This is a genomic window from Rhodopseudomonas faecalis (genome assembly GCF_003217325.1).
GTDB lineage: Bacteria > Pseudomonadota > Alphaproteobacteria > Rhizobiales > Xanthobacteraceae > Rhodopseudomonas > Rhodopseudomonas faecalis.
The window spans coordinates 73,692-94,354 of record NZ_QJTI01000010.1 but is presented as its reverse complement, the minus strand read 5'-3'; the positions used below and the strand labels follow the sequence as shown (position 1 = coordinate 94,354).

The following is a 20,663-nucleotide window of genomic DNA, read 5'->3' as shown; positions in this document are numbered from 1 at the left end:
GGAAACGGTCACTCGGGCCGGGTACGTTCGATGATCGCAGCGGCGCCCTTGTCGAGCAACTCCATGGCGACGGCACGGCCGAGCTCGCGCGGCCGATCGGCCGAGCCGGTGCGGGTGGTCTCGATGAACGAGCCGCCCTCCTCGTCGAGCACCGAGGCGCTCAGCGTCATTTCCGAGCCATTGATGGTGGAGAAAGCGGCCATCGGCGAGTTGCAATGGCCGTTCAGCACCCACAGCACTTCGCGCTCGGCATCGCAGCTCAGCCGGGCCACCGGATCGTCGATCAGCGACAGATAGCGGCGGGTCTGCCAGTCATTGACGGCGCATTCCACCGCCACGATACCCTGGCCAGCCGAGGGCAGCATTTCATGCGGCGAGAACTCATGGGCCATGCGGTGGATCAGACCGACCCGCTCCAAGCCGGAGCGCGCCATGATCAGCGCATCGACCGGACCGACTTCACCGCCGCCCGGCAGCCGCTGCTTCTCGCGATTGTCGAGCTTGCGCACCCGGCTGTCAGCAGCGCCGCGGAAGTGAATGATCTCGATCTCCGGAAACAACCGCTTGGCATAGGCGCCGCGGCGCACCGCATTGGTGCCGATCGAATAGCCCTTACCGCGCGACTTGCGCAGGTCTTCCAGGGTCACGCCCTCGCGGAGTACCAGCGCGTCGGTCGGCGGATCGCGGCTCAGCGTGGCGCCGATCACCAGGCCGGGGGTGTCTTCGTTACCCGGCATGTCCTTGAGCGAATGCATGCAGGCGTCGAGCTTGCCCGCCACCACCGCGCCGCGAATTTCTTGAACGAAAGCGCCGCCCTTGCCGCCATGCGGAAGCAGCTTACTTATCTGGTCGGAATCACCGATGGTCTCGAACTTGACGATCTGGACATCGAGCTCGGACGCCGCGGCCGACAAACGACGCGCGATGTCCTCCGTCTGGGCGAGCGCCATTACGCTCTTACGAGTGCCGATACGGACTGGAATTGCCACCGCTTACGCTCCATTCGACAACCGCGCGAAAGTACGCGGTATTTTGGGCGCCGGAGATAAGACCAGGCTGCGCCGAAATGCAAACGGATGGCGCAAGGTCTCCGGCGATTGTTCGTGTTGGTCGCGAACCTTCTGTTTTCGCGACAGATTCCGTGCGCGGCAAAGGGTTCGCCCCCTCTGCTTCGCGACGCGGTACCTTTCAGCTTCTGTCTGTCGCAACGCAATGCTACTCAAGTCAAGGATGATGTGCCCAAAATGCAATTTCAGCCCGGAGACCGGCAGGGAGTGGGAATGAGCAGTGATGTCCTGATTGGCGACGGCGAGTCGCGTCTCGTCCCTCATCCGCTGCGCGCTGCCGTTCTCGGCGAAGTGCATGCCCGCCCCTTCACCCCGCTGAAGACCCCGTCCCGCGTGGTGCATTTCGCCTTCGACACCTCGGGCAACCGCGCCCACGACGACCGTGCTCAGCTCCAAGCGTTTTGCGAGGAACGCGGCCTGCCGCCGCCCTCGCCCACCGAGAAGCACCATCGCCTGACGTTCGGCTCCACCGTGCTGCGCTGGGAGCAGCATTCCGAATTCACCACCTACACCTGGGAGATGCGCGCCGACCCCGGTGCGGTGCCATTCTATCCCGACGCAGCTACGCTGGCCGCCCCCATGCGGCTATTGCCGCAACCTGGACCGCTGCTGGTCGCGATCGATCTGCACCTGCTGGCTGAGGATCCCCCGCGCACCACCCCGGAAAACCTGTTCGACCGGGCCAGCCTTGCCGTCGCCGAAAACTCCGACGGGGCGGCGCTCTATGCCACGGATTTCCAACCCAGCCCATCCGGTTTTGTACGGATATTGGTGATCGACCGCGGCATGGCGGCCGAGCGCGCCGGCGCGCTGGTGCAGCGCGTGCTGGAGGTCGAGACCTACCGCACCCTGGCGCTGCTCGGCCTGCCGGAAGCGCAACGTCTGCTGCCCTCGATCGGCGCCTCGGAAGCGCGGCTCGCCGAAGTGACTGAGCAGATGCGGCTCGGCGGTGACCTTGCCAACAATCAGAAGCTGCTCGACGAGCTGACCTCGCTGGCCGCCGAGGTCGAGGCTGGCGCCGCCACCAGCCTGTTCCGATTCGGCGCGAGCCGCGCCTATGAGGAAATCGTCACCCAGCGGCTGCAGACCATCGGCGAACGCAAGGTCGGCGGGCTGCCGACCTGGTCGTCGTTCCTGGCGCGGCGCATGAAGCCGGCACTGCGCACCTGCGTCACCACCGAGGAGCGGCAGTCCAACCTGTCGCAGAAGCTGGCGCGTGCCGCCAACCTGCTGCGCACCCGGGTCGACGTCGAACTCGAGCACCAGAACCAGGAGCTCTTGAAATCGATGAATGCCCGCACCCGGCTGCAGATCCGGCTGCAGGCGACGGTCGAAGGGCTGTCCACCGCGGCCATCACCTATTATGTGGTTGGCCTGTATAGCTATCTGGTGAAGGGCGTGCAGGACGCCGGGCTGCTGCCGATTGACCCGGGCATTGCCGTTGCGGTGTTCGTGCCGTTCGCGGCGGCCGGCATCTGGTGGATGGTGCGGAGCATCCGCAAGCGCCATATCGGCAAGGAAAGCTAATCCCATGCGCAGCCGCGCCCGGTGCCTGTCTTGATTCGTCATCTCGCCGTGGTGTGGCGCTGGCTGGTTGCCGTGCTGGCGCTGGCCGCCATCGTACTGTCGCTGGTGCAATTGCAGCGTCAGGAACAGGGGCTGCGCATCACCGACCACACGGTCGGGGAAACGCCGGTGCGGGTGTTCCGGCCGGCCCATGGCGACAAGGCGCCGGTGGTGGTGATCGCCCACGGCTTTGCCGGCTCTCAGCAATTGATGCAGCCATTCGCGCTGACGCTGGCCAAAAACGGCTATGTCGCGGTGACTTTCGATTTCACCGGCCATGGCCGCAATCCGGTGCCGATGCGCGGCGATGTCGACGAGCCGACCCGGATCACCGGCGTATTGGTGGCCGAGACCGGCCGGGTCGCCGATTTTGCGCGCGCGCTGCCGGAAAGCGATGGCCGGATCGCGATCCTCGGCCATTCGATGGCTTCCGACATCGTGATCCGCTACGCCCAGGCCCATCCAGAGGTCGAAGCGACCGTCGCGGTTTCGGTGTTTTCGCCGGCGGCGACCGGCGAGCGGCCGGGCAATCTCTTGATCATCATCGGCTCGCTCGAGCCGTCGATGCTGATCAATGAGGGGCTGCGCATCATCAACCTGTCGGTCGGCGGCGGCGCCGAGCCGGGTCGCTCCTATGGCGACTTCAAGGATGGCAGCGCGCGCCGGCTGGCGCTGTCCTCGGGCGTCGAACATATCGGCGTCTTGTACAGCCAGGACAGCATGCGCGAAGCACTGACATGGGTGAACGAAGCGTTCGGCCGCCATGGCGACGGCTGGATCGATCGCCGCCCGATCTGGATGGCGCTCTTGTTTGCCGGGCTGATCGCGCTGGCCTGGCCGCTGTCGAAACTGCTGCCGCAGGCCGCCCCCGAACCGATGGGCGCCAGCCTGACTTGGAAGCAGCTTTTGCCAGCGGCATTGCTGCCGGCGGTGCTGACGCCGCTGATCCTGTGGAAGGCGCCGACCGAATTTCTGATCATCCTGCTCGGCGATTATCTGACGCTGCACTTTCTGGTGTACGGCCTGCTCACCGCAGCGATCGTGCTTTACCTGCAACGCCACACTCGCACCGGCTTGTTCCAGCCGCGCCCCCGGCCGCTGCCCGCACCGCATCACGGCCCCGGCACCCGGCTCGACCGCTTCCTGGCCTCGGGCACGGTGGTGCCGTCGGCCGGCAAGCTCGCGATCGCGGCGCTGGCGGTGTCGGCTTACAACATCTTCGCATTCGGCTGGCCGCTGAACGCCTATGCGTTCTCCTTCATGCCGATCGAGCCACGGCTGCATCTGATCGCCGCGGTGGCGGTCGGTTCGGTGATCTATTTCGTCACCGCGGAATGGATGTCGCACGGCAAGCATGCACGGCGCGGCGCCTATGCGCTGGTGAAGCTGTGCTTCCTGCTGTCGCTGGCGATCGCGGTGGCGCTCAATCTGAAGAAGCTGTTCTTCCTGATCATCATCGTGCCGGCGATCCTGCTGCTGTTCCTGGCATTCGGCCTGATCAGCAATTGGAGCTACCGCGCCACCAACCATCCGCTGCCCGGCGCGCTCGCCAATGCCGCGGTGTTTGCCTGGGCGATCGGCATCACTTTTCCGATGGTGATCCGCTGACGCCCCGAGCCGGCGCGCGGCGCGGCATTTGATCCAAATCTAACCGCGGCGCGCCGCCGGCGTTATGGATCAGAGTGCCGGGACTTATGGCGAATGGCGAGCGCGAACGCCGCTTTCTACAACAGCGCCGATTGGCGGTGAGGTGGTGGCGCGCGCCGGCTTTCAGCCGTGGCCAGGCTGCGAGGTCTGGTTCCGACGCCAATTCCGATGCCAAATTCCGCTACCAAGTGAGTGTCAGGCATGCTCGATCGCACCAACCCGAACTCTCCGCTGTGGACCCCGCCGCTGGCCGAGCCCGCGCCGCGCGAGCTGTGCACCGATTGCGGCGTGTCGCGGATGAGCGACCCCAAGCAATGCGGGCAGGCCTGCCAGTTCATCAAGCCGGACTATCCGGCGATGGAGCGGCAGGTGCATGGCCGCACCCGCGACCCGTCGCGGCCTGACGAACAGTTTTTCGGTCCGTTCCGGCGCATGCTGCGCGCCGCGATGAAGGCGCCGCGCGAGGGCGCGCAATGGACCGGCATCACCACCAGCCTCGCCCAGCGCCTGCTCGAAACCGGCACGGTCGAAGCAGTGCTGACCATGGCGGCCGACCCGAGTGACAAATGGCAGCCGGCGCCGGTGATCGTCACCGATCCCAAGGCAATGGCGCAGTGCCGCGGCATGCGCATGGGCTATGCACCGCTGCTGTCGCTGCTGGAGCCGGCGCGCGCGCGCGGCTTCAAGCGCATCGCCGTCACCGGCATCCCGTGCCAGATCTATGCGCTGCGCCGGCTCGAGAAAGAACTCGGCTTCGAGCGCATCTACGTGATCGGCACGCCCTGCTCCGACAACACCACCACCAAGAGCTTCCACCAGTTCCTGGACCTGCTGTCGGACCAGCCCGAGACCATCACCTATCTCGAATTCCGCGCCGACTATCATGTCGAGCTGCGGTTCGAGGACGGCAAGGTCAAGGAAATCCCATTCCTGCTGCTGCCGATCTCAAAGCTGCCGTCGGACTTCTTCCCGATCACCTGCCGGACCTGCGTCGACTACACCAACACGCTCGCCGACATCACCGTCGGCTATATGGGCGGCCAGGGCCAGCAATGGCTGCTGGTGCGCAACGAGCGCGGCGAGGAAATCCTTAAACTGCTCGGCGATGAAGTGCTGCTGAGCGAGCCGGGCAGCGCCGGCAAGCGCGCCGCGCCGGTGAAGGGCTTCTTGAAGAACACCGAACTCGCCGCGGGCGGCCTGCCGGTGCGCGGCATGCCGAACTGGCTGCGGCCGTTCATGGGCTGGCTGATGCCAAAGGTCGGGCCGCGCGGCCTGGAATTCGCCCGCGCCCGCGTGGAAATGAAGGCGGTGGAAACCGTGCTGCATCTGCGCCGCGCCTATCCGCACAAGATGAAGAACATGGTGCCGGCCCATGTCTGGGAGCTGGTGAAGCCGTACGGCGTCGAGCCGCAGGACGGCGAGCGCCGCTGATCACACCATGCGCGGTTGCGCCGCGGGAACCAGACCGGCGCGGTCTGGTTGTTGGAGCGCGCGCGGCCATTCCGGCCAGCGCAAGTTATCCAACTTGCTCCGGAGGCGACCGTGGATCAGGACATTCTCGACCATCTGAGAAAACTGCATACCAGGGCGATCGACGCCCGCAATGGCTACCAGGAAGCGCTGGACGAAGCCGACGGCCACGGCTGTTCGGCGCTGTTTCACGACATGATCGCACTGCATGAGGGGCACTCCCGCGCTCTGGCGGCTGAGCTGACCAAAGCCGGCGAAACGCCGGACGATGGCGGCTCATTCATGAGCCTGGTGCATGAGGCAATCATGAATGTGCGCGCGCTGTTCAACAGCCTCGACGAAAGCGTGCTGCCGGGCTTGATCGACGGCGAAAAGCGCAATGTCGAGACCTATGACGACGCGCTGCGCGCCATCACCCGCCCGCCGCTCGCCACGTTGTTGACCGCGCAGCGCGACGAGTTGCGGCAGCAGATCGCGAAGATGGAAGCGCAGCAGGCCGAGTTCGAGCACGCCGCGGCCGAAGCCCGGTAGCCGATCGCGCGTCGGCCTAGTCGCGCTTATAGCAACGGCGATTGCTACCAACCTATCCGCATGTCATGGCCGGGCTCGTCCCGGCCATCCACGTCTTTGATCTTGCAGCGATCTTAAGACGTGGATACCCGCGACAAGCGCGGGTATGACGGTCATTGATACGACCTGATGGTATGACACAGCGACCTTATGGAAAAAGGCCGGAGCAGCTCCGGCCTTTTTGCTGTGTCGAACTCAACGCCGAACAATGGCCGGGGCGAGCCCGGCCATCACCAGCGGCGCGATTCTAATCAATCGCGGGCGCTATTGTTCTTTGGTCGGCGTGCCGGTGTTGCCGGGCGAGGCACCAACGCCAGCGTCAGATCCGGTCGGCGAGACGCGCTGATCGGTCGCCGGATTGGCCGGCTGATAGGGCTTTGGCTGGTTCTGCGATCCAGGAGCCTGCAAGCCGCTCTGGCCGGTGGTCTGGCCGGCGGGCGACGGCGCCTGCGCGGTAAGCGAGTCGGACTTGTTGTTGTAGCCCACCGCCAGCAGCCCCATCGCGATCAGGGCGAATGCGGTGACGGCCAGCAGTTCCGGTCCCGCGCCGCTCGGCGCCAGAAAGCGGCCGTGGCCATCACCGGCCAGCGTATCTTCGGCGACATCGCGATTGCTGCGCGAGCGCAGGAAGTTGATGATGAAACCACCGACGATCACCACCCCTGCGGCCAGGGTGAAGAACATCAGCCAGCTGATGGGTTGATCTCCGTTCATGACTTTCCTCCGGTCTGTTGACGACCGAAGGAACGGAGCTTTGCGCGGTTAGTTCCCAGCCAATGATCGCCCGTGCCGGTTCCGCGGTCACGATCAGTTTCGCGCGTCGATCTGACCGTGAGCCGGCACCGCCTTGCCGCTTTCCGTGGACGGACTCTCGTCGGAGCGATCGCGCGCCAGCAGCCGCTGCACCGTGACGAAGAACACCGGCACGAACAGCAGCGCCAGCACCACCACCGCAATCATGCCGCCAGCGACGCTGGTGCCGATCGCGTGCTGGCTCTTGGCGCCGGCGCCGCTCGCGATCACCATCGGCAGCACGCCGCTGATGAACGCAAGACCGGTCATCAAGATCGGCCGGAAGCGTAGATGCGCCGCCTCCATGGTCGCCGCGGTCAGCGGTTTGCCTTCCTTGCGCAGATCCTTGGCGAATTCCACGATCAGAATCGCGTCCTTGGCCGCGAGACCGATGATCGTAATCAGCGCCACGGTGAAATACACGTCGTTGGGCAGGCCGCGGCCCGCCGCGGCAACCACGGCGCCGATCATGCCGAGCGGCACGGTGAGCAGCACCGCGATCGGAATCGTCCAGCTCTCGTAGAGCGCGGCCAGGCACAGGAACACCACCAGCGCCGACAGCGCTAGCAGGAACGGCGCCTGCGAACCCGACAGCTTTTCCTGCAGCGACTGACCGGCCCAGTCATAGCCGAAGCCGCGCGGCAACTGCCCCGCCAGCCGTTCCATCTCCTTGATGGCGTCGCCCGACGTGTAGCCGGCCTTAGCTTCGCCGGAGATACGCACCGCCGGATAGTAGTTGAAGCCGACGATCTGGGTCGGTCCCTTGATCCATTCGATGGTGGCGAAAGACGAGAACGGCACCAGCTCGCCGCGCGAATTCTTGACGTTGTAGGCCAGGATTTCGTCGGCATTCATGCGCGCAAACGTGTCGCTCTGCACGATCACACGCTGCATGCGGCCGCGGTTCGGGAAGTCGTTGACGTAGGCCGAGCCGAGATTGGTCGAGATGGTGTTGTTGATGTCCTCGAAGGTGACGCCGAACGCGCCGGCCTTCTCGCGGTCGATCATCAGATTGACCTGCGGCGACGGCGGCAGACCTTCGACATAGACCCGCTGCAACACCGGGCTGGCATTGGCGGCCTTGATCAGCTGGTCGGTCGCTTCCATCAGCGCCGTGTAGCCCTTCTGGCCGCGGTCCTGCAGACGGAAGCTGAAGCCCGCCGAGTTGCCGAGGTTGTCGATCGGCGGCGGCTCCAGCGCGGAAATACGCGCGTCGCGGATCGTGGACAGCGATTTATTGGCGTCATCGACAATCGCGCCTGCCGAATCCTCCGATCCACGCTTCGACCAATCCTTCAGGGTGACGAACGCCTGCGCCGTGTTCATGCCCTGGCCGAGGAACGAGAAGCCGGTCAGGAACGTGACGTTCTCGACGCCCGCGCGGTTGATCAGCCAATCCTCGACCGTGCGCACGACATTATAGGTGCGGTTATAGGAGGATTCCGGCGGCGTCTGCACGTCGACTGTCAAGAAGCCCTGGTCATCGATCGGCAAGAAGCCGCCCGGCATGCGCACGAACGCCAACACCAGCCCCGCGACCAGCACGGCATAGATGATCATCAGCCGGCCGGTGCGCTTCAGATTCCAGCCGACCACCCGCGCGTAGCGATTGCGGATGCCGTCGAGCGCGCGATTGAAGTAACCGAACACGCCCTTTTCGGCGTGGGCGTGCCCCGCTGTCACCGGCTTGAGCAGCGTCGCGCACAAAGCGGGCGTCAGCGTCAGCGCCATCAGCGCCGAGAAGCTGATCGCCGACACCATGGTGATCGAGAACTGCCGATAGATGATGCCGACCGAGCCGGGGAAGAACGCCATCGGCACGAACACCGCGACCAGCACCAATGTGATGCCGATAATGGCGCCGGTGATCTGCGACATCGCCTTCTTGGTGGCTTCCTTCGGCGCCAGCCCTTCCTCGGACATGATGCGCTCGACGTTTTCCACCACGACGATGGCGTCGTCGACCAGAATGCCGATCGCCAGCACCATGCCGAACAGCGTCAGCATGTTGATGGAATAGCCGAACAGCAGCAGCGACACGCAAGTGCCGAGCAGCGCCACCGGCACCACGATGGTCGGAATGATGGTGTAGCGGATGTTCTGCAGGAACAGGAACATCACCACGAACACCAGCAGCACCGCTTCGGCCAGCGTCATCAACACCTTGTTGACCGACGCCTGCACCACCGGGGTGATGTTGTAGGGGATCTCGTACTTGATGTTGGCCGGGAAGAAGCGCGACAGCTCCTTCATCTTGGCTTCGACCGCGCTCGCGGTCGCCAGCGCGTTGCCAGTCGGCGACAGCAGCACCGACAGACCGGCCACCGGCTTGCCGTCGAGCCGGGTGTTGAACTGGTAGCTGAGACCGCCGATCTCGATGCGCGCCACGTCGCGCAGCCGCACGGTCGAGCCGTCGGGATTGGCGCGCAGCACGATCGCGCCGAACTCGTCGGCCGACGACAGCTGGCCCTTCACGAGCACCAGCGCCGCGATCTTCTGGTCCTTGTTGGACGGCTCGGCGCCGACCGCGCCGGATGCGACCTGGGCGTTTTGCGCCGTGACGGCCTTGGTGACGTCGTCGGCGGTCAGATTGAAGCCGACCAGCTTGGCCGGATCGATCCAGATGCGCAGCGAACGTTCGGTGGAATACAGCGTGGCGCGGCCGACGCCCGGAATACGCCGGATTTCGCCGAGCACGTTGCGGATCATGAAGTCGCCGAGCCCGATTTCATCGAGCGTGCCGTCGGTCGAACTCAGCGTCACGATCTGCAGCACCGCGCTCGAGGCTTCTTCGATCAGAATGCCTTGCTGCATCACGGCCCGCGGCAAGCGGGCCTCGACGCGTTTGATGCGGTTCTGCACTTCCACCGAGGCCAGGCTCGGATCGGTGCCCGGCATGAAGTTGGCGATGATTTCGACCTGACCGAGCGAGTCCGAGGTCGATTCGAAGTTCAGAATGCCGCTAGCGCCGTTCAACTCCTCTTCAATCAGCCGCGTGACGCTGTTGTAGAGGTTTTCCGGCGAGGCGCCGGGATAGCTGGTCGACACCGAAATCGAAGGCGGCGCAATGATCGGATATTGCGCGACCGGCAGTTGCGGAACCGTGATGGCGCCGATCAGACAGATGAACAGCGCGATGACCCATGCGAAGATGGGGCGGTCAATGAAAAAAGAGGGCATGGCGGGCGCTTACTGGCTCGCTTTGACGATGGTAGCGAAATTGGTCTCGACCTGGTCCTCGCCAAGGTCGCTGACGACTTGGCGCGGCTTCACTTCATCGCCCGGGGCGAATTTCTGAAAGCCTTCGATCACGACGCGGTCTCCGGGCTTCAAGCCATCGAGCACCAGCCATTGGCCATCCTGCAGGCCACCGGTGCGAACCGGCTGCACCGCGATGCGGTTGTCGTCCTTGACCACGAACACCTCACTGCGGCCGGCGGCGTTGCGCTGGATCGCCTGCTGCGGCACCGCGATCGCGTCGGCGTCGACGCCCTTCTCGATCAGCACCCGGACATACATGCCGGGCAGCAGCTCGCGGCCGGGATTCTTGAACTCGCCGCGCAGCGTCACTTGGCCGGTGAAGGCGTCGACCTTGGCTTCTGAGAACAACAGCTTGCCGGCCAGCGGATAGATGGTGCCGCCGTCGAGCACCAACCGCACGCGCACCGCATCCGGCGCGATTTGGTCAAGCTCGCCGGAATCGAAGGCGCGGCGCAGTCGATTGAGTTCCGCCACCGGCTCGGTGAAGTCGGCATAGACGTTCTCGATCTGCTGAATGGTGGCGAGGCTGGTCGAGTCGTTCTGCACCACCAGCGCGCCTTCGCTGACCAGCGCGGCGCCGATCACGCCGCTGATCGGGGCGCGGATGGTCGCGTAATCGAGATTGAGCTTGGCGCGGGCCAGTTCCGCCTCGCGCACCGCCAGTTCAGCGCGCGCCTGGCGCATGGTGCCGGTCGCGATCTCGCTCTGCGCCTTGGAGGCGGCATTCTGGCTGGCCAGCGAGGTCATACGCTCGGCCTGCAGCGTCGCCTGCTCGAGCGCGGCGTGGGCCTTGGCGACCGCGGCCTCGGCGGCCTGCAATTCGACCTCGAACGGCCGCGGATCGATCCGGTATAGCGGGTCGCCGGCCTTCACTTCGCTGCCCTGCTGGAACATGCGCGCGACAATGATCCCCGAGACCCGCGGTCGGACCTCGGCAACCCGGATCGGCGCAATACGGCCCGGCAGCTCACGGATGATGGAACGGGGCTGCGCCTTGACGGTGTAAATCGTGACGTCTGGCGCGACTGTCGAGGAAGAGGCGGAGGCATCGCCCGGCGAATCGCATCCGGCCAGCAACGTCGCCAAGCTCAGCGTCGCCGCCAATCCGAACAGTCTTATCACCCGACTCATCAGTCCTATCCTCTCAAGCGTCGTCCCCCGGACGCCGCCACGAAAAATTCACCAATATTCCCTGCTCCCCTCCCCCCAGAGGTCACATGAAATAGATGAACAGACATTAATGTCGGATTTGTGCGGCACAACATAAGGCGACGGCGGCGCGTTGTCACATTCCCCCATCCCATTGCCGCAAAAGGGAAAAACTTTCCCCCCGGCGACGATTGGCCGCGTCTTGCGGCACCGGCAGCCCAAATCCTCGTTCCGCAGATGGCGGAACCGCGGATCATTTGCAATGGCAATGAGGCAAGTTTGCGGTCTGCGAGCGCCCCGCGGGGAGCCACGCAACGCCGGGGCGCGCCCGGTAGTGGCGCAAGGAACTGGCGATCGCTGCCGGCGGCGGGTGACGCTTGCGCGGAACCACAGGCTCGTGCGCAAAAAGCAAAACGCCGCAGGCATTGCTGCCTGCGGCGCTTTCGTGTCCGAAACGGACGTGTCGTCTTACTTCGACAGCAGCAGCGGCTGGCCGGAGAAGGACTTGTACTCGCCCTTCTGCTCGAGGATCAGCGGCGAGCCCGAAAAAGTGGTCTTGCTGTCGATCAGCAGCGGGGTGCCCGAGAAGAACTTGTTGCTGTCGAGCAGCAGCGGCATGCCCGAGAAGAACTTGTTGCTGTCGAGCAGCAGCGGGGTGCCCGAGAAGAACTTGTTGCTGTCGAGCAGCAGCGGCTGGCCGGAGGTACCTTTGTATTCGCTCATGGTGGTGATCCTACTTCAAGAGGACGGGAAGACCCAGCCAAGAAGACAGCGGGGTCGGGTTGTTCAGCAGCAGCGGAGTCCCCGAATAGTACTTCTTGTCGTCAATCAGCAGAGGAGTGCCGGAGAACGACTTGTAGGGACCGCTGCTGTCGAGCAGCAGGGGAGTGCCAGAGAAGAACTTGTCGCCCTTGAGCACAAGCGGCGTGCCCGACAAGAACTTCTTGCTATCGAGCAGCAGCGGCGTGCCCGAATAGGACTTGTACTCGCCCGACGTATCGAGCAGCACAGGGGCGCGCACGATCTTGGAGAACGGCGCAGCCTTGCAATCTTCATCATCAGCGTTGACCGACGCGCTGCTGGTCGCGGTGATCTTGCCCGGACCGAACTTGTCGAGCAGCGCCGACGCCTTGGCGCCGAAGCCGAACGACGCATTCACCGACACCAAAGCGCCACCGCGCTTGATCGCATCGAGGCAGGCAGCCTGCTCGCCGCGCGACACACCGGCGCGCCCAAGCGCAGCCAGGATGCTGTCGTCCAAGGTCGCACCATTGCTCGGCTGCGCGCTGGTCACCACGGCGTACCGATAGCCGTTGTTCTTCAGCTCGGTCTCGATCGACGGAATCTGTCGGGTCGAGTCGTACAGTCGGGTGATCTGCGTCATGACTTCTCCGTTTCAGTCTCAAGGCCGATCTCCGGCCGCGCCAGCAACTCATCCGCCTCGGCGAAGCCTTTCGGGCGCCGGATCAGCGGGATCATTGCTACGAGTGTCGCAAACAGCAAAACTATTTCGAGCGAGTAAACGAAGTGGTACCCCGCCGCAGGACCGAGCACAGTATTTGGTGCGAGAGCGTGAACAATGTCTCTCAAGATGCCACCAAGCGCGATCGCAATACCTGCAGCGGAAGCCTGTACCGCGCCCCACGCACCAAGCGCGAGACCGGCTTGATCCTTCGGCGCAGCGTTCATGGTGGCGGTCAGAGTGCCGTGACCAAACAGGCCGGCGCCAAAACCGATCATCAACGTGCCGAAGCCGAACAGCAGCGCCGATGAGAACGGCGCGGCCAAAATCACCGCCATGAACGCCGGAATACCGACCAGCGCGCCATAGCTCGCCATCCGGAACGGATCAGCACCGCGGCTGAGCACGCGCGACGCCAGACCGAAGCCGAACAGACCACCGACCGCCAGCGCAGCGGTGAGCTTGGTGGTGTCGCCGACGCTGAGATGCAGCACCTGGCCACCGAACGGCTCGAGCAGCACGTCCTCCATGCTGAACGCCATGGTGCCGAGGCCAACGGCGATCAGGCGACGCATCGCGTTGTCGCCCTTGATGTAGACGTTCCAGGAATCGCGGAAGGTGGTGGCCTGCTGCTGCGCGCGCGCCTTGGCCGCGCTGCTGCGGGTTTCCTGCTTCCAGACCGCGATCGCGTTCAGCACGATGGTAATCACGGCGGCGCCCTGAATCACCTGAATCAGGCGGCCCGGCGAAAATTCAGCAAGCAGCGCGCCATACACGAAGGCCGCGACGATCATGCCGAGCAGCAGCATGGTGTACATCAGCCCCACCACCTTGGGGCGGGACTCGGGCGCGGCAAGGTCGGTCGCCAGCGCCAGACCAACGGTCTGGGTGGTGTGCACGCCAGCGCCGATTAGCAGGAATGACAGCGCGGCTGCAAATTGGCCGATCCACACCGGCGCATGACCGGCTTCACCGCCGCCGGACAGCACCAGCAGCGCGAACGGCAGAATGGCGAGACCGCCGAACTGCACCATGGTGCCCTTGTACAGGAACGGCACGCGGCGCCAGCCCAGCACCGACTGATGCACGTCGGAGCGATAGCCGATCAGCGCACGGAACGGCGCAAAGATCAGCGGCAACGAAATCATCACGCCGACGATCGACGCCGGCACGTTCAATTCGACGATCATCACCCGGTTGAGCGTGCCAACGAGCAGCACCAGGGACATGCCGACGGAAACTTGAAAAAGGGAGAGTCGCAGCAGCCGCGACAGCGGCAAGTCTGGCGTTGCGGCATCCGCGAAAGGCAGAAAGCGGGTGCCCAACGCGATCCAAGCCTTCATCACTTTTTGGCTGACTGGATTCATCGCCGAGCGTTCCAACTAATGCGAGACAGGCGGATCAAACGGATGCAGCACCGGCCTCTATCGAGAAGGTGGAATTTCCTCTTCGTAGCCACGCCGTTCAACCCAACGCCTCATGACCACAAAGTAAGCGACCGGGACCCTTAGATCCCGGTCCAGCAAAACTAGCTCACTGAAGAGCTGGCTTAGCCAACGTTGACCGAGCTCTCGATCGCCGCGGTCTTACCGTTCCAGTACTTCGGGAACCAGGTGGTGTTCGACAGCAGAGCGAGGTGGACGAGGATCGCGATCACGGTGACGCTGCCCAGCAGGAGGGGCAGACCAACGGTCGGCTTCACAACGGTCCAGATACGACCTTGATTCATTGTTTCTACTCCTTCGCTTAGCGCTTAGTGCAGCCAGGGGGTGTAAACGTAGGCGAGGAAGTGAGCGAAGATCGCCACCGCGCCGAACACGCGGGTGCCGTCGATCACATGCTTGTGGAGCTCTTCCGACTCCGCAATCGTCAGACCAGTCGGCCAGACCTTGTTCAGATCGTCTGCCATTAGAAACCTCCTCAGAGACTTACGACCAATTCGTGCTGAACCCGCACGAGGGTTTTGCCGTGGCATCGAGAAAATCTCGGTGTGCCCCGGCCGGTCCAAAGTCCCGCTTGGCGCCGGCCGTCTTGTCTGACTTTCAAACAAGACGACGTCCGACCAGCGCGATGGCTCTGGGCTTCACTGCAGCGCCTTCAAGCCAGACCTATGGTCTTGGATAAAGGCTCCCGTGAGAGCGGGTGTAAGAAACACCTGACACCGGTTCTTGTCAACTAAACGTGACAATGGGCCGCTGTTTTGTGATTTGGCGGAAAGTTCGGATTTTGGAACTGGAACCGGAAGGTTTCGCGCCCCGCACGGAACGGGGCGATCGCCTCAACGCGCTCCTAGCCGGTTAATCGGTTGATTCACATCCCATTCCGGCTTTTGTCCGGCTACGGCCACGGCTGCGGGCGATGCAACGGCCGCGCCTACCCCGCCCACGCAGTGCTGCCATGCGGGCGGCGCTGTCAGGAATATTCTGACTCGGCCGAGTGGGCCGCCCGGCCCGGCCGATCACGGCGCGACCTGCCGCCGATGAGATTGGTTCTCTGGTTCTTGAGCCGCATCAAAGATATGCGGCAGTACCATTGTCAATCTAGCATGACGCTTTGGGTGGTCCGCGACATTCCTGCAAGCAGCCTGAAACCGCTTCGCGGTTCCAGCGCGGACGCTCTTGTTGCCGCCCCAACCGCAGAATGCCGGTGTGCCCGATGGATCAACGGTTAAAGGACACGGAAACGTTGGCGCCGCTCCGCGCGTTCGTGGCAGAAGATTGCCCAATGGTGTTCAACCGCGTCGATACGGTGCGCGGTTTTGATGGAACCCGTTCAGCCGATGAGACCGCGACGCGCGCAGCCGTCGATGGCCGCTCCAATGTCGTGGTGCTCGATCTGACGGCGCCGGACAGCGACGGCCTGGAAACGGCGCGCGCCTTCATGGCCAACAGCCCCGGATGCCGGGTGCTGGCGCTGACCGCGCAGGATGCCGACCGCAGCTATCTGCGCCGGCTGCTCGATGCCGGCATCTCCGGCTATGTCTCGCAGCGCTCCAGCGCCGCCGAACTGATGCAGGGCATTCGCACGGTCGGTGCCGGCGGCGTGTACCGCGACCCGGCGATCAGCGATCGGCTGGTCCATAGCCGCCCGGCCGAAACCGATAGCCGCGCGGCGGTTGCCGAGCTGAGCGCCCGCGAGATCGAAGTGCTGAAACTGGCGGCCGCCGGCCACAGCAACAAGACCATCGCCGCCAAGCTGCAGATCGGCTCCAAGAGCGTCGAGACCTATAAAGCGCGCGGCATGGCCAAGCTCGGCTTCCACTCGCGCGTCGAAGTGGTGCGCTTTGCCTTGAGCGTCGGCTGGCTCAGCCCGCAGTAATCCGCGTAGCCTTTCCTTACAGCGCGGTGCGCGTCAGCCGCACCCGCCACACCGTCGGCCCCAGTTCGAGATCGTGCCATTGCGCCTGGTCGCCATGCACCATCTCGAAATAGCCGCGGATCGGCTGCGGCGAATGGTCGGAGATCAATTGCAGGCTGGCGTCTTCCGGCAAGCGATCGATCAGCCGGCGCACCGTGTCATGGCGACGTTGCGGCTCGATGGTGCGCACGTCGAGAATGGCCTCGTTGTTGACGGGGTTATGGTCCCGGACATCTGGCATGCACGATCTCCCTGAAGTGATGATGGCCGTCATTCCGCGACCGCCGGGGATGGCTTCGAGATTGGCGGCGATCGCCGCTGATAGCCAAACAGCAGCGGACCAAAGCTGATCGCAAAGCCGAGGAACGCCAGCACCCAGGCGAAGGCCGCCACATGCAGCAGCACAAAACTCCAGTCCGTATCGAGCGCCGCCCAGATCCGCGCGAGCGCCGCCACCGCCGCCGCGCCGTAGATCGCCTGCGTCGAGATCGAGGCCGCCAAGCGCTGGCCGGTGTGGCCGAGGCTGGCGCGGGTCATCACCGCCAGCGTCATCACGCCGGCCGCACCCGCCATCCAGGCGTGCAGACCGGCGCTCGGTGCCAGCCAGCCGAAACAGGCCGCCGCGGTGAGCAGGAAACCGGCCGGCACGAACAGATAGCCAATATGCAGCACCAGCACCAAGCGGTCCCTGAAGGTGCGATAGCCGGCCCAGCGGCCAAGCCGCACCGCCTGCAAGAAGCCGGCGAGCGTGAGCGCCAGCCCGGCGATCACCGCATTCGGCAGCGCCACCCACAGCGCCAGCGCGATCACGCTGGTCGCCACCGTCGCGGTGTCGAAGCGGTTGAACGGCGTCGGCAACCGGCCTGGGTTTTCTCGCACCAGCCAGTTGCGGGTGAAACTCGGAATGATGCGGCCGCCGATCAGGCTGATCAGCAGGATCACCACCGCGGCACCGATGCGGATGGAAAGATCGGCGCGGCCCTGCATATGCGCTTCGAGATGGAAACCGGCATTGCCGGCGAGCAGCAGCGTGGTCAGCAGCACCACCGGCAGATTGTTCCATTTGCGCCCGGCGATGATCTCGCGGGCGATCACCACCACCACCGCGGCCAGGAACGCGATATCGACCAGCATCGCCGGCAGCCAGCCGAGATCGGCGGAAAAAGCGGTGGCCACCCGGCCCGCAAACCACAGCACCACCAAAGTGAGCAGCGGGCCGCCCTGCAGCGGCAGCCGTCCGGTCCAATTGGGGATCGCGGTGAACAGGAAGCCGGTGATTACCGCCGGCAGATAGCCATAGAGCATTTCATGGGCGTGCCAGTCGCGCGGCGCGAACGCGGTCTGCAAACTGAGCTCGCCTTCATAGAATGGCAGCCAGATCAGCACCGCCAGTGCCGCGAACAGGGCGCCGCTGAAGAAGAACGGCCTAAAACCGCTCGACAACACGGCCGGGCCACGATGCGGATGAAAACGGGGGATCGGACTCATGATTAGCGGTTCCCGGATCAAGGACGCCGCGGCACGCCGCCGCCTTAATGGTCTTAATCAGGACCGAGACGGCGAAGTTGTTCCAGCGCAAGCTCAGAGGTGATTGATCAGGGCAGCGGCGACACGCCGATCACTGGTGCGTGAAGCCCGAGCAGCGTCAGCCAAACGGCCATGGCGATCAAAAGCCGCTTCACGCTGATGGCGCGCAGATCGGGGCGCCAACGCCCGGTGATAAGCGCGGTCAACGGCAGCAGCGAGGTGTTGCGCGCCAGCTCCGTCCAGCGCGCGGCGCCGAGCTGGCGGCGCTTACGGCGATCGATGATCACCATGCCGAGCAGCGCGATCAGCACGAACAATCCGAACAGAATGACATGCGCGAGATCGCCATTCGGCAATAGATGCGCGCCGGCCCACAGCGCGATCGCCCAAAGCAGCGGATGCCGCGCCACGCCGGCGATACCCGGATGATCAGGATCGAACGCCAGCTTCGGATTGCCGCCGAATGATAGCGGATTGGCGGCGCCCACTCCGAACGCGGCCAGCACACAGGCGAGCGGCATCGCCAGATTGGGACCAAGCATCTGCCAGGTCGCAAATGGCCACAGCTCCACGAATGGCGCACGCCCGGCGGCAACGATCAGCCAGCTCAGCACCGCCAGCGACACCGTGCTGTACAGCACCAGGAACCAGCGCTCGCCGCACCAGCGGATCAGCGTGGCGCGCACCGCAGGCCGCGCCGGCAGCGCATGGCTGAGCAGGAACAGCACAAAGGCGGCGCTGAACTCGAACCAACCGCTAACAGGCGCGACTGCGGCCGTTGTCATACTCTGCCCTCGTGCCGTCGAGCTTGATCGGCATTCATCGATCATGCGCTCTTAGGGCACTGCCGCCACCGAGACTTTGTTGCAGGGCAACCTTCTGGCTATTCTTGCTGTGCTATCAGCCGCGACACATCGCGGGCGCCGTCGACGATGCGGACGATCTGCACGCCCTGCTCGACCGAGCGGTACAGCGCAATCCAGCGCTCGATCACCAGCATCCTGGCGTCGGCGGCAATGTCGCTGCGCTCCGGGCCGGCGTCATGGCGGCGGATGAGTTGACGACGGCAATCGCGCTCATGGTTCGCTTTCCTCTCGGTCGGATGCCCACAACGGCATCTCGCCTCGGCGGGCCGATGCTGGAACCAGCGACATCGACAGAGCGGAACTACCAAGTAATGTAGATGTCACCGCGATCAGCGGTCCACATTGCGAGGGCCTTCCCCTGATCGATGGCATCTTTAACTGCCCCGGTCGGATTGGACTGATGCGTGACGCTCATCCCCTGCAAGCCCCCCGGGCTGCCAGAATAGCTGACCGACGACTGATAATTGAGACCAGCGACGTCGGAGGCTTTCTGAATCTGGATGGTGCCACTGTCGATGGCCGTCTGCAGCGCCGCGACTTTCTCTGCGGGGGCCCCGGATAAGGAGGTCAAGAGAGCATCTTTGATCTTGTCGATAAACGCACCATCCGAGATCGTAGGATCGCCATATTTCGAGCCAGCTTCCCATTGGGTTGTGCCGCTGGTTGGAGTTTGCGTGCGGCCGCTGAGTTTGTCGAACAACGACGTTCCATCGTCGGACTTTGCCTTCGACGCGGAGGTCTTGCCCTCAGGGCTCTGCAGCGATTGCACCAGATCCGAGAGTTTGCTGGCGGCGACCTGCTCCGTCTTGGCCCGCGCCAGAATCTGCTTAGCGCGGTCGGAGAGATCGACGATATCGACCGGGTTGCCGCTGGCCGATGACGCGACTTGGTCTGACTTCGTGGTCGCTGAGGCGGACGTGCCGTCAACGGTCGCGGCCGACGCCGCATTCCTCAAGAGAGAGGCGACGGCACTGGTGGCGGATGAATTGACGGCGGCAATCGTGCTCATGGCTCGCTTCCCTTTCGGTCTGATGCCCGCAACGACATCTCGCCTCAAAGTAGCAACTTGCTGCAACTCAACAATCTGTTGAAAGGCAACGATTTTGGCCGTTTGTATGAAGAAACGGTTAAGATCGACACTCAGAGTAGGTCGAGGCGGACGGCCTTGGCGACCGCCTGCTCGAGCGTCGCGCAGTCCAGCTTGCGCCGCGCCGTTCGCAGGTAGCCGTGAACGGCGCTGTTCGACAGATCCAGGTCGCCGGCGATTTGTGCCGCCGTGCGGCCACGAACCAAGCCGTTCAGGCATTGTCGCTCGCGGCTCGACAGCGGACGCATCACATAATCAAGCCGCAAGCCCGCCAGCCGCATCGCTCGATCGTGAAGGTAGTGCGCCAGCAGGTGAAAATCTCGCAAATAGCTGAACCGCCACCGATGCCAATGATCGTCCGCGGCGTTGGTCGTGACGGTGAACAACGCGCGCTCGGCGGCAGGGCCGCGGATCGGCAAGGTAAAGCCATGGCGGCCAACGCCAAAACTCTCCGCCTCGGCGAAGAAGTGGCACGCCTCCGGCGTGGCATGCTCGACGCTCATCCAGTCGATCGGCAGCACGGCGTGTCTGCCAGCGACGACGACCGGGTCGATGCTAAAATAGCTCTGCTCCACGTAGCGCTTCACCCAGGCGTCGTCATAGGTCAGCAGCAGCACCGGATTCGGCTGTTCGCAGGAGGGAACATCGGTGGCGTGATAAACGAGATGCGCAACCCCACTTTCGCTGCGCCAATCGACAAGGATGCTGGCCAGACCATCCATGCTCGTTGCGCGTTCGATAGCCGTGAGTGCTTGATCGATTTCCATGCGTTGCTCCGCGCACAAATCTATCAACGCAGATGCACAACACAATTCGATTTGTACGGACGTTCCGCTGCTAAT

At 64.1% G+C, this 20,663-nt stretch carries 19 protein-coding genes; 5 read left to right on the top strand and 14 right to left on the bottom strand.

The window, feature by feature from the left end:
• Positions 1-8: 8 nt before the first annotated feature.
• On the bottom strand, positions 9-989 hold the full coding sequence (hemC, locus tag BJ122_RS10100; protein ID WP_110780918.1) for a hydroxymethylbilane synthase: 981 nt from the start codon (positions 987-989) through the stop codon (positions 9-11).
• A 291-nt stretch (positions 990-1,280) separates the two neighbouring features.
• Between hemC and BJ122_RS10095 the strand changes: the two genes are divergently transcribed.
• From BJ122_RS10095 to BJ122_RS10080, 4 genes are all read left to right on the top strand, one after another.
• Positions 1,281-2,594, top strand: coding sequence for a DUF3422 family protein (locus BJ122_RS10095; protein WP_110780917.1), 1,314 nt, complete (start codon positions 1,281-1,283; stop codon positions 2,592-2,594).
• Positions 2,595-2,615: 21 nt separating this feature from the next.
• Positions 2,616-4,241 carry a dienelactone hydrolase family protein gene (locus BJ122_RS10090; protein ID WP_245407685.1) on the top strand — a complete coding sequence of 542 codons (1,626 nt, stop codon included), beginning with the start codon at positions 2,616-2,618 and terminating at the stop codon, positions 4,239-4,241.
• Positions 4,242-4,481: 240 nt separating this feature from the next.
• The gene (locus BJ122_RS10085) at positions 4,482-5,711 is read left to right on the top strand and encodes a Coenzyme F420 hydrogenase/dehydrogenase, beta subunit C-terminal domain (protein WP_110780915.1); all 1,230 of its coding nucleotides are present in this window, start codon (positions 4,482-4,484) and stop codon (positions 5,709-5,711) included.
• 111 nt (positions 5,712-5,822) lie between these two features.
• Positions 5,823-6,281 (top strand): DUF2383 domain-containing protein, encoded by a 459-nt coding sequence (locus BJ122_RS10080; protein ID WP_110780960.1) that lies wholly within the window; start codon positions 5,823-5,825, stop codon positions 6,279-6,281.
• Between the two features lie 303 nt (positions 6,282-6,584).
• On the opposite strand, the gene BJ122_RS10075 is transcribed toward BJ122_RS10080, so the two are convergent.
• The 8 genes from BJ122_RS10075 to pufB form a co-directional block, all read right to left on the bottom strand.
• A complete protein-coding gene (locus BJ122_RS10075) occupies positions 6,585-7,034 on the bottom strand; it encodes a hypothetical protein (protein ID WP_110780914.1) in 450 nt (149 codons plus the stop codon).
• A 93-nt stretch (positions 7,035-7,127) separates the two neighbouring features.
• The gene (locus BJ122_RS10070) at positions 7,128-10,292 is read right to left on the bottom strand and encodes a multidrug efflux RND transporter permease subunit (RefSeq protein ID WP_110780913.1); all 3,165 of its coding nucleotides are present in this window, start codon (positions 10,290-10,292) and stop codon (positions 7,128-7,130) included.
• A gap of 9 nt (positions 10,293-10,301) precedes the next feature.
• Positions 10,302-11,504 (bottom strand): efflux RND transporter periplasmic adaptor subunit, encoded by a 1,203-nt coding sequence (locus BJ122_RS10065; protein WP_110780912.1) that lies wholly within the window; start codon positions 11,502-11,504, stop codon positions 10,302-10,304.
• 486 nt (positions 11,505-11,990) lie between these two features.
• Positions 11,991-12,245 (bottom strand): hypothetical protein, encoded by a 255-nt coding sequence (locus BJ122_RS10060; protein WP_110780911.1) that lies wholly within the window; start codon positions 12,243-12,245, stop codon positions 11,991-11,993.
• A 10-nt stretch (positions 12,246-12,255) separates the two neighbouring features.
• Complete coding sequence (locus tag BJ122_RS10055) at positions 12,256-12,906, bottom strand: hypothetical protein (protein WP_110780910.1); 651 nt, start codon at positions 12,904-12,906, stop codon at positions 12,256-12,258.
• Complete coding sequence (locus tag BJ122_RS10050) at positions 12,903-14,351, bottom strand: PucC family protein (protein ID WP_110780909.1); 1,449 nt, start codon at positions 14,349-14,351, stop codon at positions 12,903-12,905. Before BJ122_RS10050 ends, BJ122_RS10055 begins: the two co-directional genes overlap by 4 nt.
• A gap of 182 nt (positions 14,352-14,533) precedes the next feature.
• Positions 14,534-14,713 carry a light-harvesting protein gene (locus BJ122_RS10045; protein WP_110780908.1) on the bottom strand — a complete coding sequence of 60 codons (180 nt, stop codon included), beginning with the start codon at positions 14,711-14,713 and terminating at the stop codon, positions 14,534-14,536.
• 24 nt (positions 14,714-14,737) lie between these two features.
• Positions 14,738-14,893: a light-harvesting antenna LH1, beta subunit gene (gene pufB, locus BJ122_RS10040; protein WP_027279504.1), complete on the bottom strand. Its 156-nt coding sequence runs from the start codon at positions 14,891-14,893 to the stop codon at positions 14,738-14,740.
• Between the two features lie 815 nt (positions 14,894-15,708).
• On the opposite strand from pufB, the gene BJ122_RS10035 reads away from it, so the two are divergent.
• Positions 15,709-16,302, top strand: coding sequence for a LuxR C-terminal-related transcriptional regulator (locus tag BJ122_RS10035; protein ID WP_245407684.1), 594 nt, complete (start codon positions 15,709-15,711; stop codon positions 16,300-16,302).
• A 16-nt stretch (positions 16,303-16,318) separates the two neighbouring features.
• Here BJ122_RS10035 and BJ122_RS10030 read toward each other — a convergent pair whose 3' ends face one another.
• From BJ122_RS10030 to BJ122_RS10005, 5 genes are all read right to left on the bottom strand, one after another.
• Entirely contained in the window at positions 16,319-16,582 is a 264-nt protein-coding gene (locus BJ122_RS10030) for a DUF2249 domain-containing protein (protein ID WP_110780906.1), read from the bottom strand.
• Between the two features lie 29 nt (positions 16,583-16,611).
• Positions 16,612-17,829, bottom strand: coding sequence for an NnrS family protein (locus tag BJ122_RS10025; protein ID WP_110780905.1), 1,218 nt, complete (start codon positions 17,827-17,829; stop codon positions 16,612-16,614).
• 107 nt (positions 17,830-17,936) lie between these two features.
• Positions 17,937-18,653, bottom strand: coding sequence for an NnrU family protein (locus BJ122_RS10020; protein WP_110780904.1), 717 nt, complete (start codon positions 18,651-18,653; stop codon positions 17,937-17,939).
• Between the two features lie 382 nt (positions 18,654-19,035).
• Positions 19,036-19,743 (bottom strand): hypothetical protein, encoded by a 708-nt coding sequence (locus BJ122_RS10010; protein WP_110780903.1) that lies wholly within the window; start codon positions 19,741-19,743, stop codon positions 19,036-19,038.
• Positions 19,744-19,874: 131 nt separating this feature from the next.
• Complete coding sequence (locus tag BJ122_RS10005) at positions 19,875-20,588, bottom strand: helix-turn-helix transcriptional regulator (protein WP_110780902.1); 714 nt, start codon at positions 20,586-20,588, stop codon at positions 19,875-19,877.
• Between the last annotated feature and the right edge of the window lie 75 nt (positions 20,589-20,663).

What these genes read in the sequence shown, in the direction of transcription:
- BJ122_RS10050 (WP_110780909.1), bottom strand. Translation starts at nt 14,351, where the DNA reads ATGAATCCAGTCAGCCAAAAAGTGATGAAGGCTTGGATCGCGTTGGGC.
- BJ122_RS10060 (WP_110780911.1), bottom strand. Translation starts at nt 12,245, where the DNA reads ATGAGCGAATACAAAGGTACCTCCGGCCAGCCGCTGCTGCTCGACAGC.
- BJ122_RS10070 (WP_110780913.1), bottom strand. Translation starts at nt 10,292, where the DNA reads ATGCCCTCTTTTTTCATTGACCGCCCCATCTTCGCATGGGTCATCGCG.
- BJ122_RS10010 (WP_110780903.1), bottom strand. Translation starts at nt 19,743, where the DNA reads ATGAGCACGATTGCCGCCGTCAATTCATCCGCCACCAGTGCCGTCGCC.
- BJ122_RS10095 (WP_110780917.1), top strand. Translation starts at nt 1,281, where the DNA reads ATGAGCAGTGATGTCCTGATTGGCGACGGCGAGTCGCGTCTCGTCCCT.
- BJ122_RS10030 (WP_110780906.1), bottom strand. Translation starts at nt 16,582, where the DNA reads ATGCCAGATGTCCGGGACCATAACCCCGTCAACAACGAGGCCATTCTC.
- BJ122_RS10085 (WP_110780915.1), top strand. Translation starts at nt 4,482, where the DNA reads ATGCTCGATCGCACCAACCCGAACTCTCCGCTGTGGACCCCGCCGCTG.
- BJ122_RS10025 (WP_110780905.1), bottom strand. Translation starts at nt 17,829, where the DNA reads ATGAGTCCGATCCCCCGTTTTCATCCGCATCGTGGCCCGGCCGTGTTG.
- BJ122_RS10075 (WP_110780914.1), bottom strand. Translation starts at nt 7,034, where the DNA reads ATGAACGGAGATCAACCCATCAGCTGGCTGATGTTCTTCACCCTGGCC.
- BJ122_RS10065 (WP_110780912.1), bottom strand. Translation starts at nt 11,504, where the DNA reads ATGAGTCGGGTGATAAGACTGTTCGGATTGGCGGCGACGCTGAGCTTG.
- BJ122_RS10055 (WP_110780910.1), bottom strand. Translation starts at nt 12,906, where the DNA reads ATGACGCAGATCACCCGACTGTACGACTCGACCCGACAGATTCCGTCG.
- BJ122_RS10035 (WP_245407684.1), top strand. Translation starts at nt 15,709, where the DNA reads ATGGTGTTCAACCGCGTCGATACGGTGCGCGGTTTTGATGGAACCCGT.
- BJ122_RS10005 (WP_110780902.1), bottom strand. Translation starts at nt 20,588, where the DNA reads ATGGAAATCGATCAAGCACTCACGGCTATCGAACGCGCAACGAGCATG.
- BJ122_RS10020 (WP_110780904.1), bottom strand. Translation starts at nt 18,653, where the DNA reads ATGACAACGGCCGCAGTCGCGCCTGTTAGCGGTTGGTTCGAGTTCAGC.
- BJ122_RS10045 (WP_110780908.1), bottom strand. Translation starts at nt 14,713, where the DNA reads ATGAATCAAGGTCGTATCTGGACCGTTGTGAAGCCGACCGTTGGTCTG.
- pufB (WP_027279504.1), bottom strand. Translation starts at nt 14,893, where the DNA reads ATGGCAGACGATCTGAACAAGGTCTGGCCGACTGGTCTGACGATTGCG.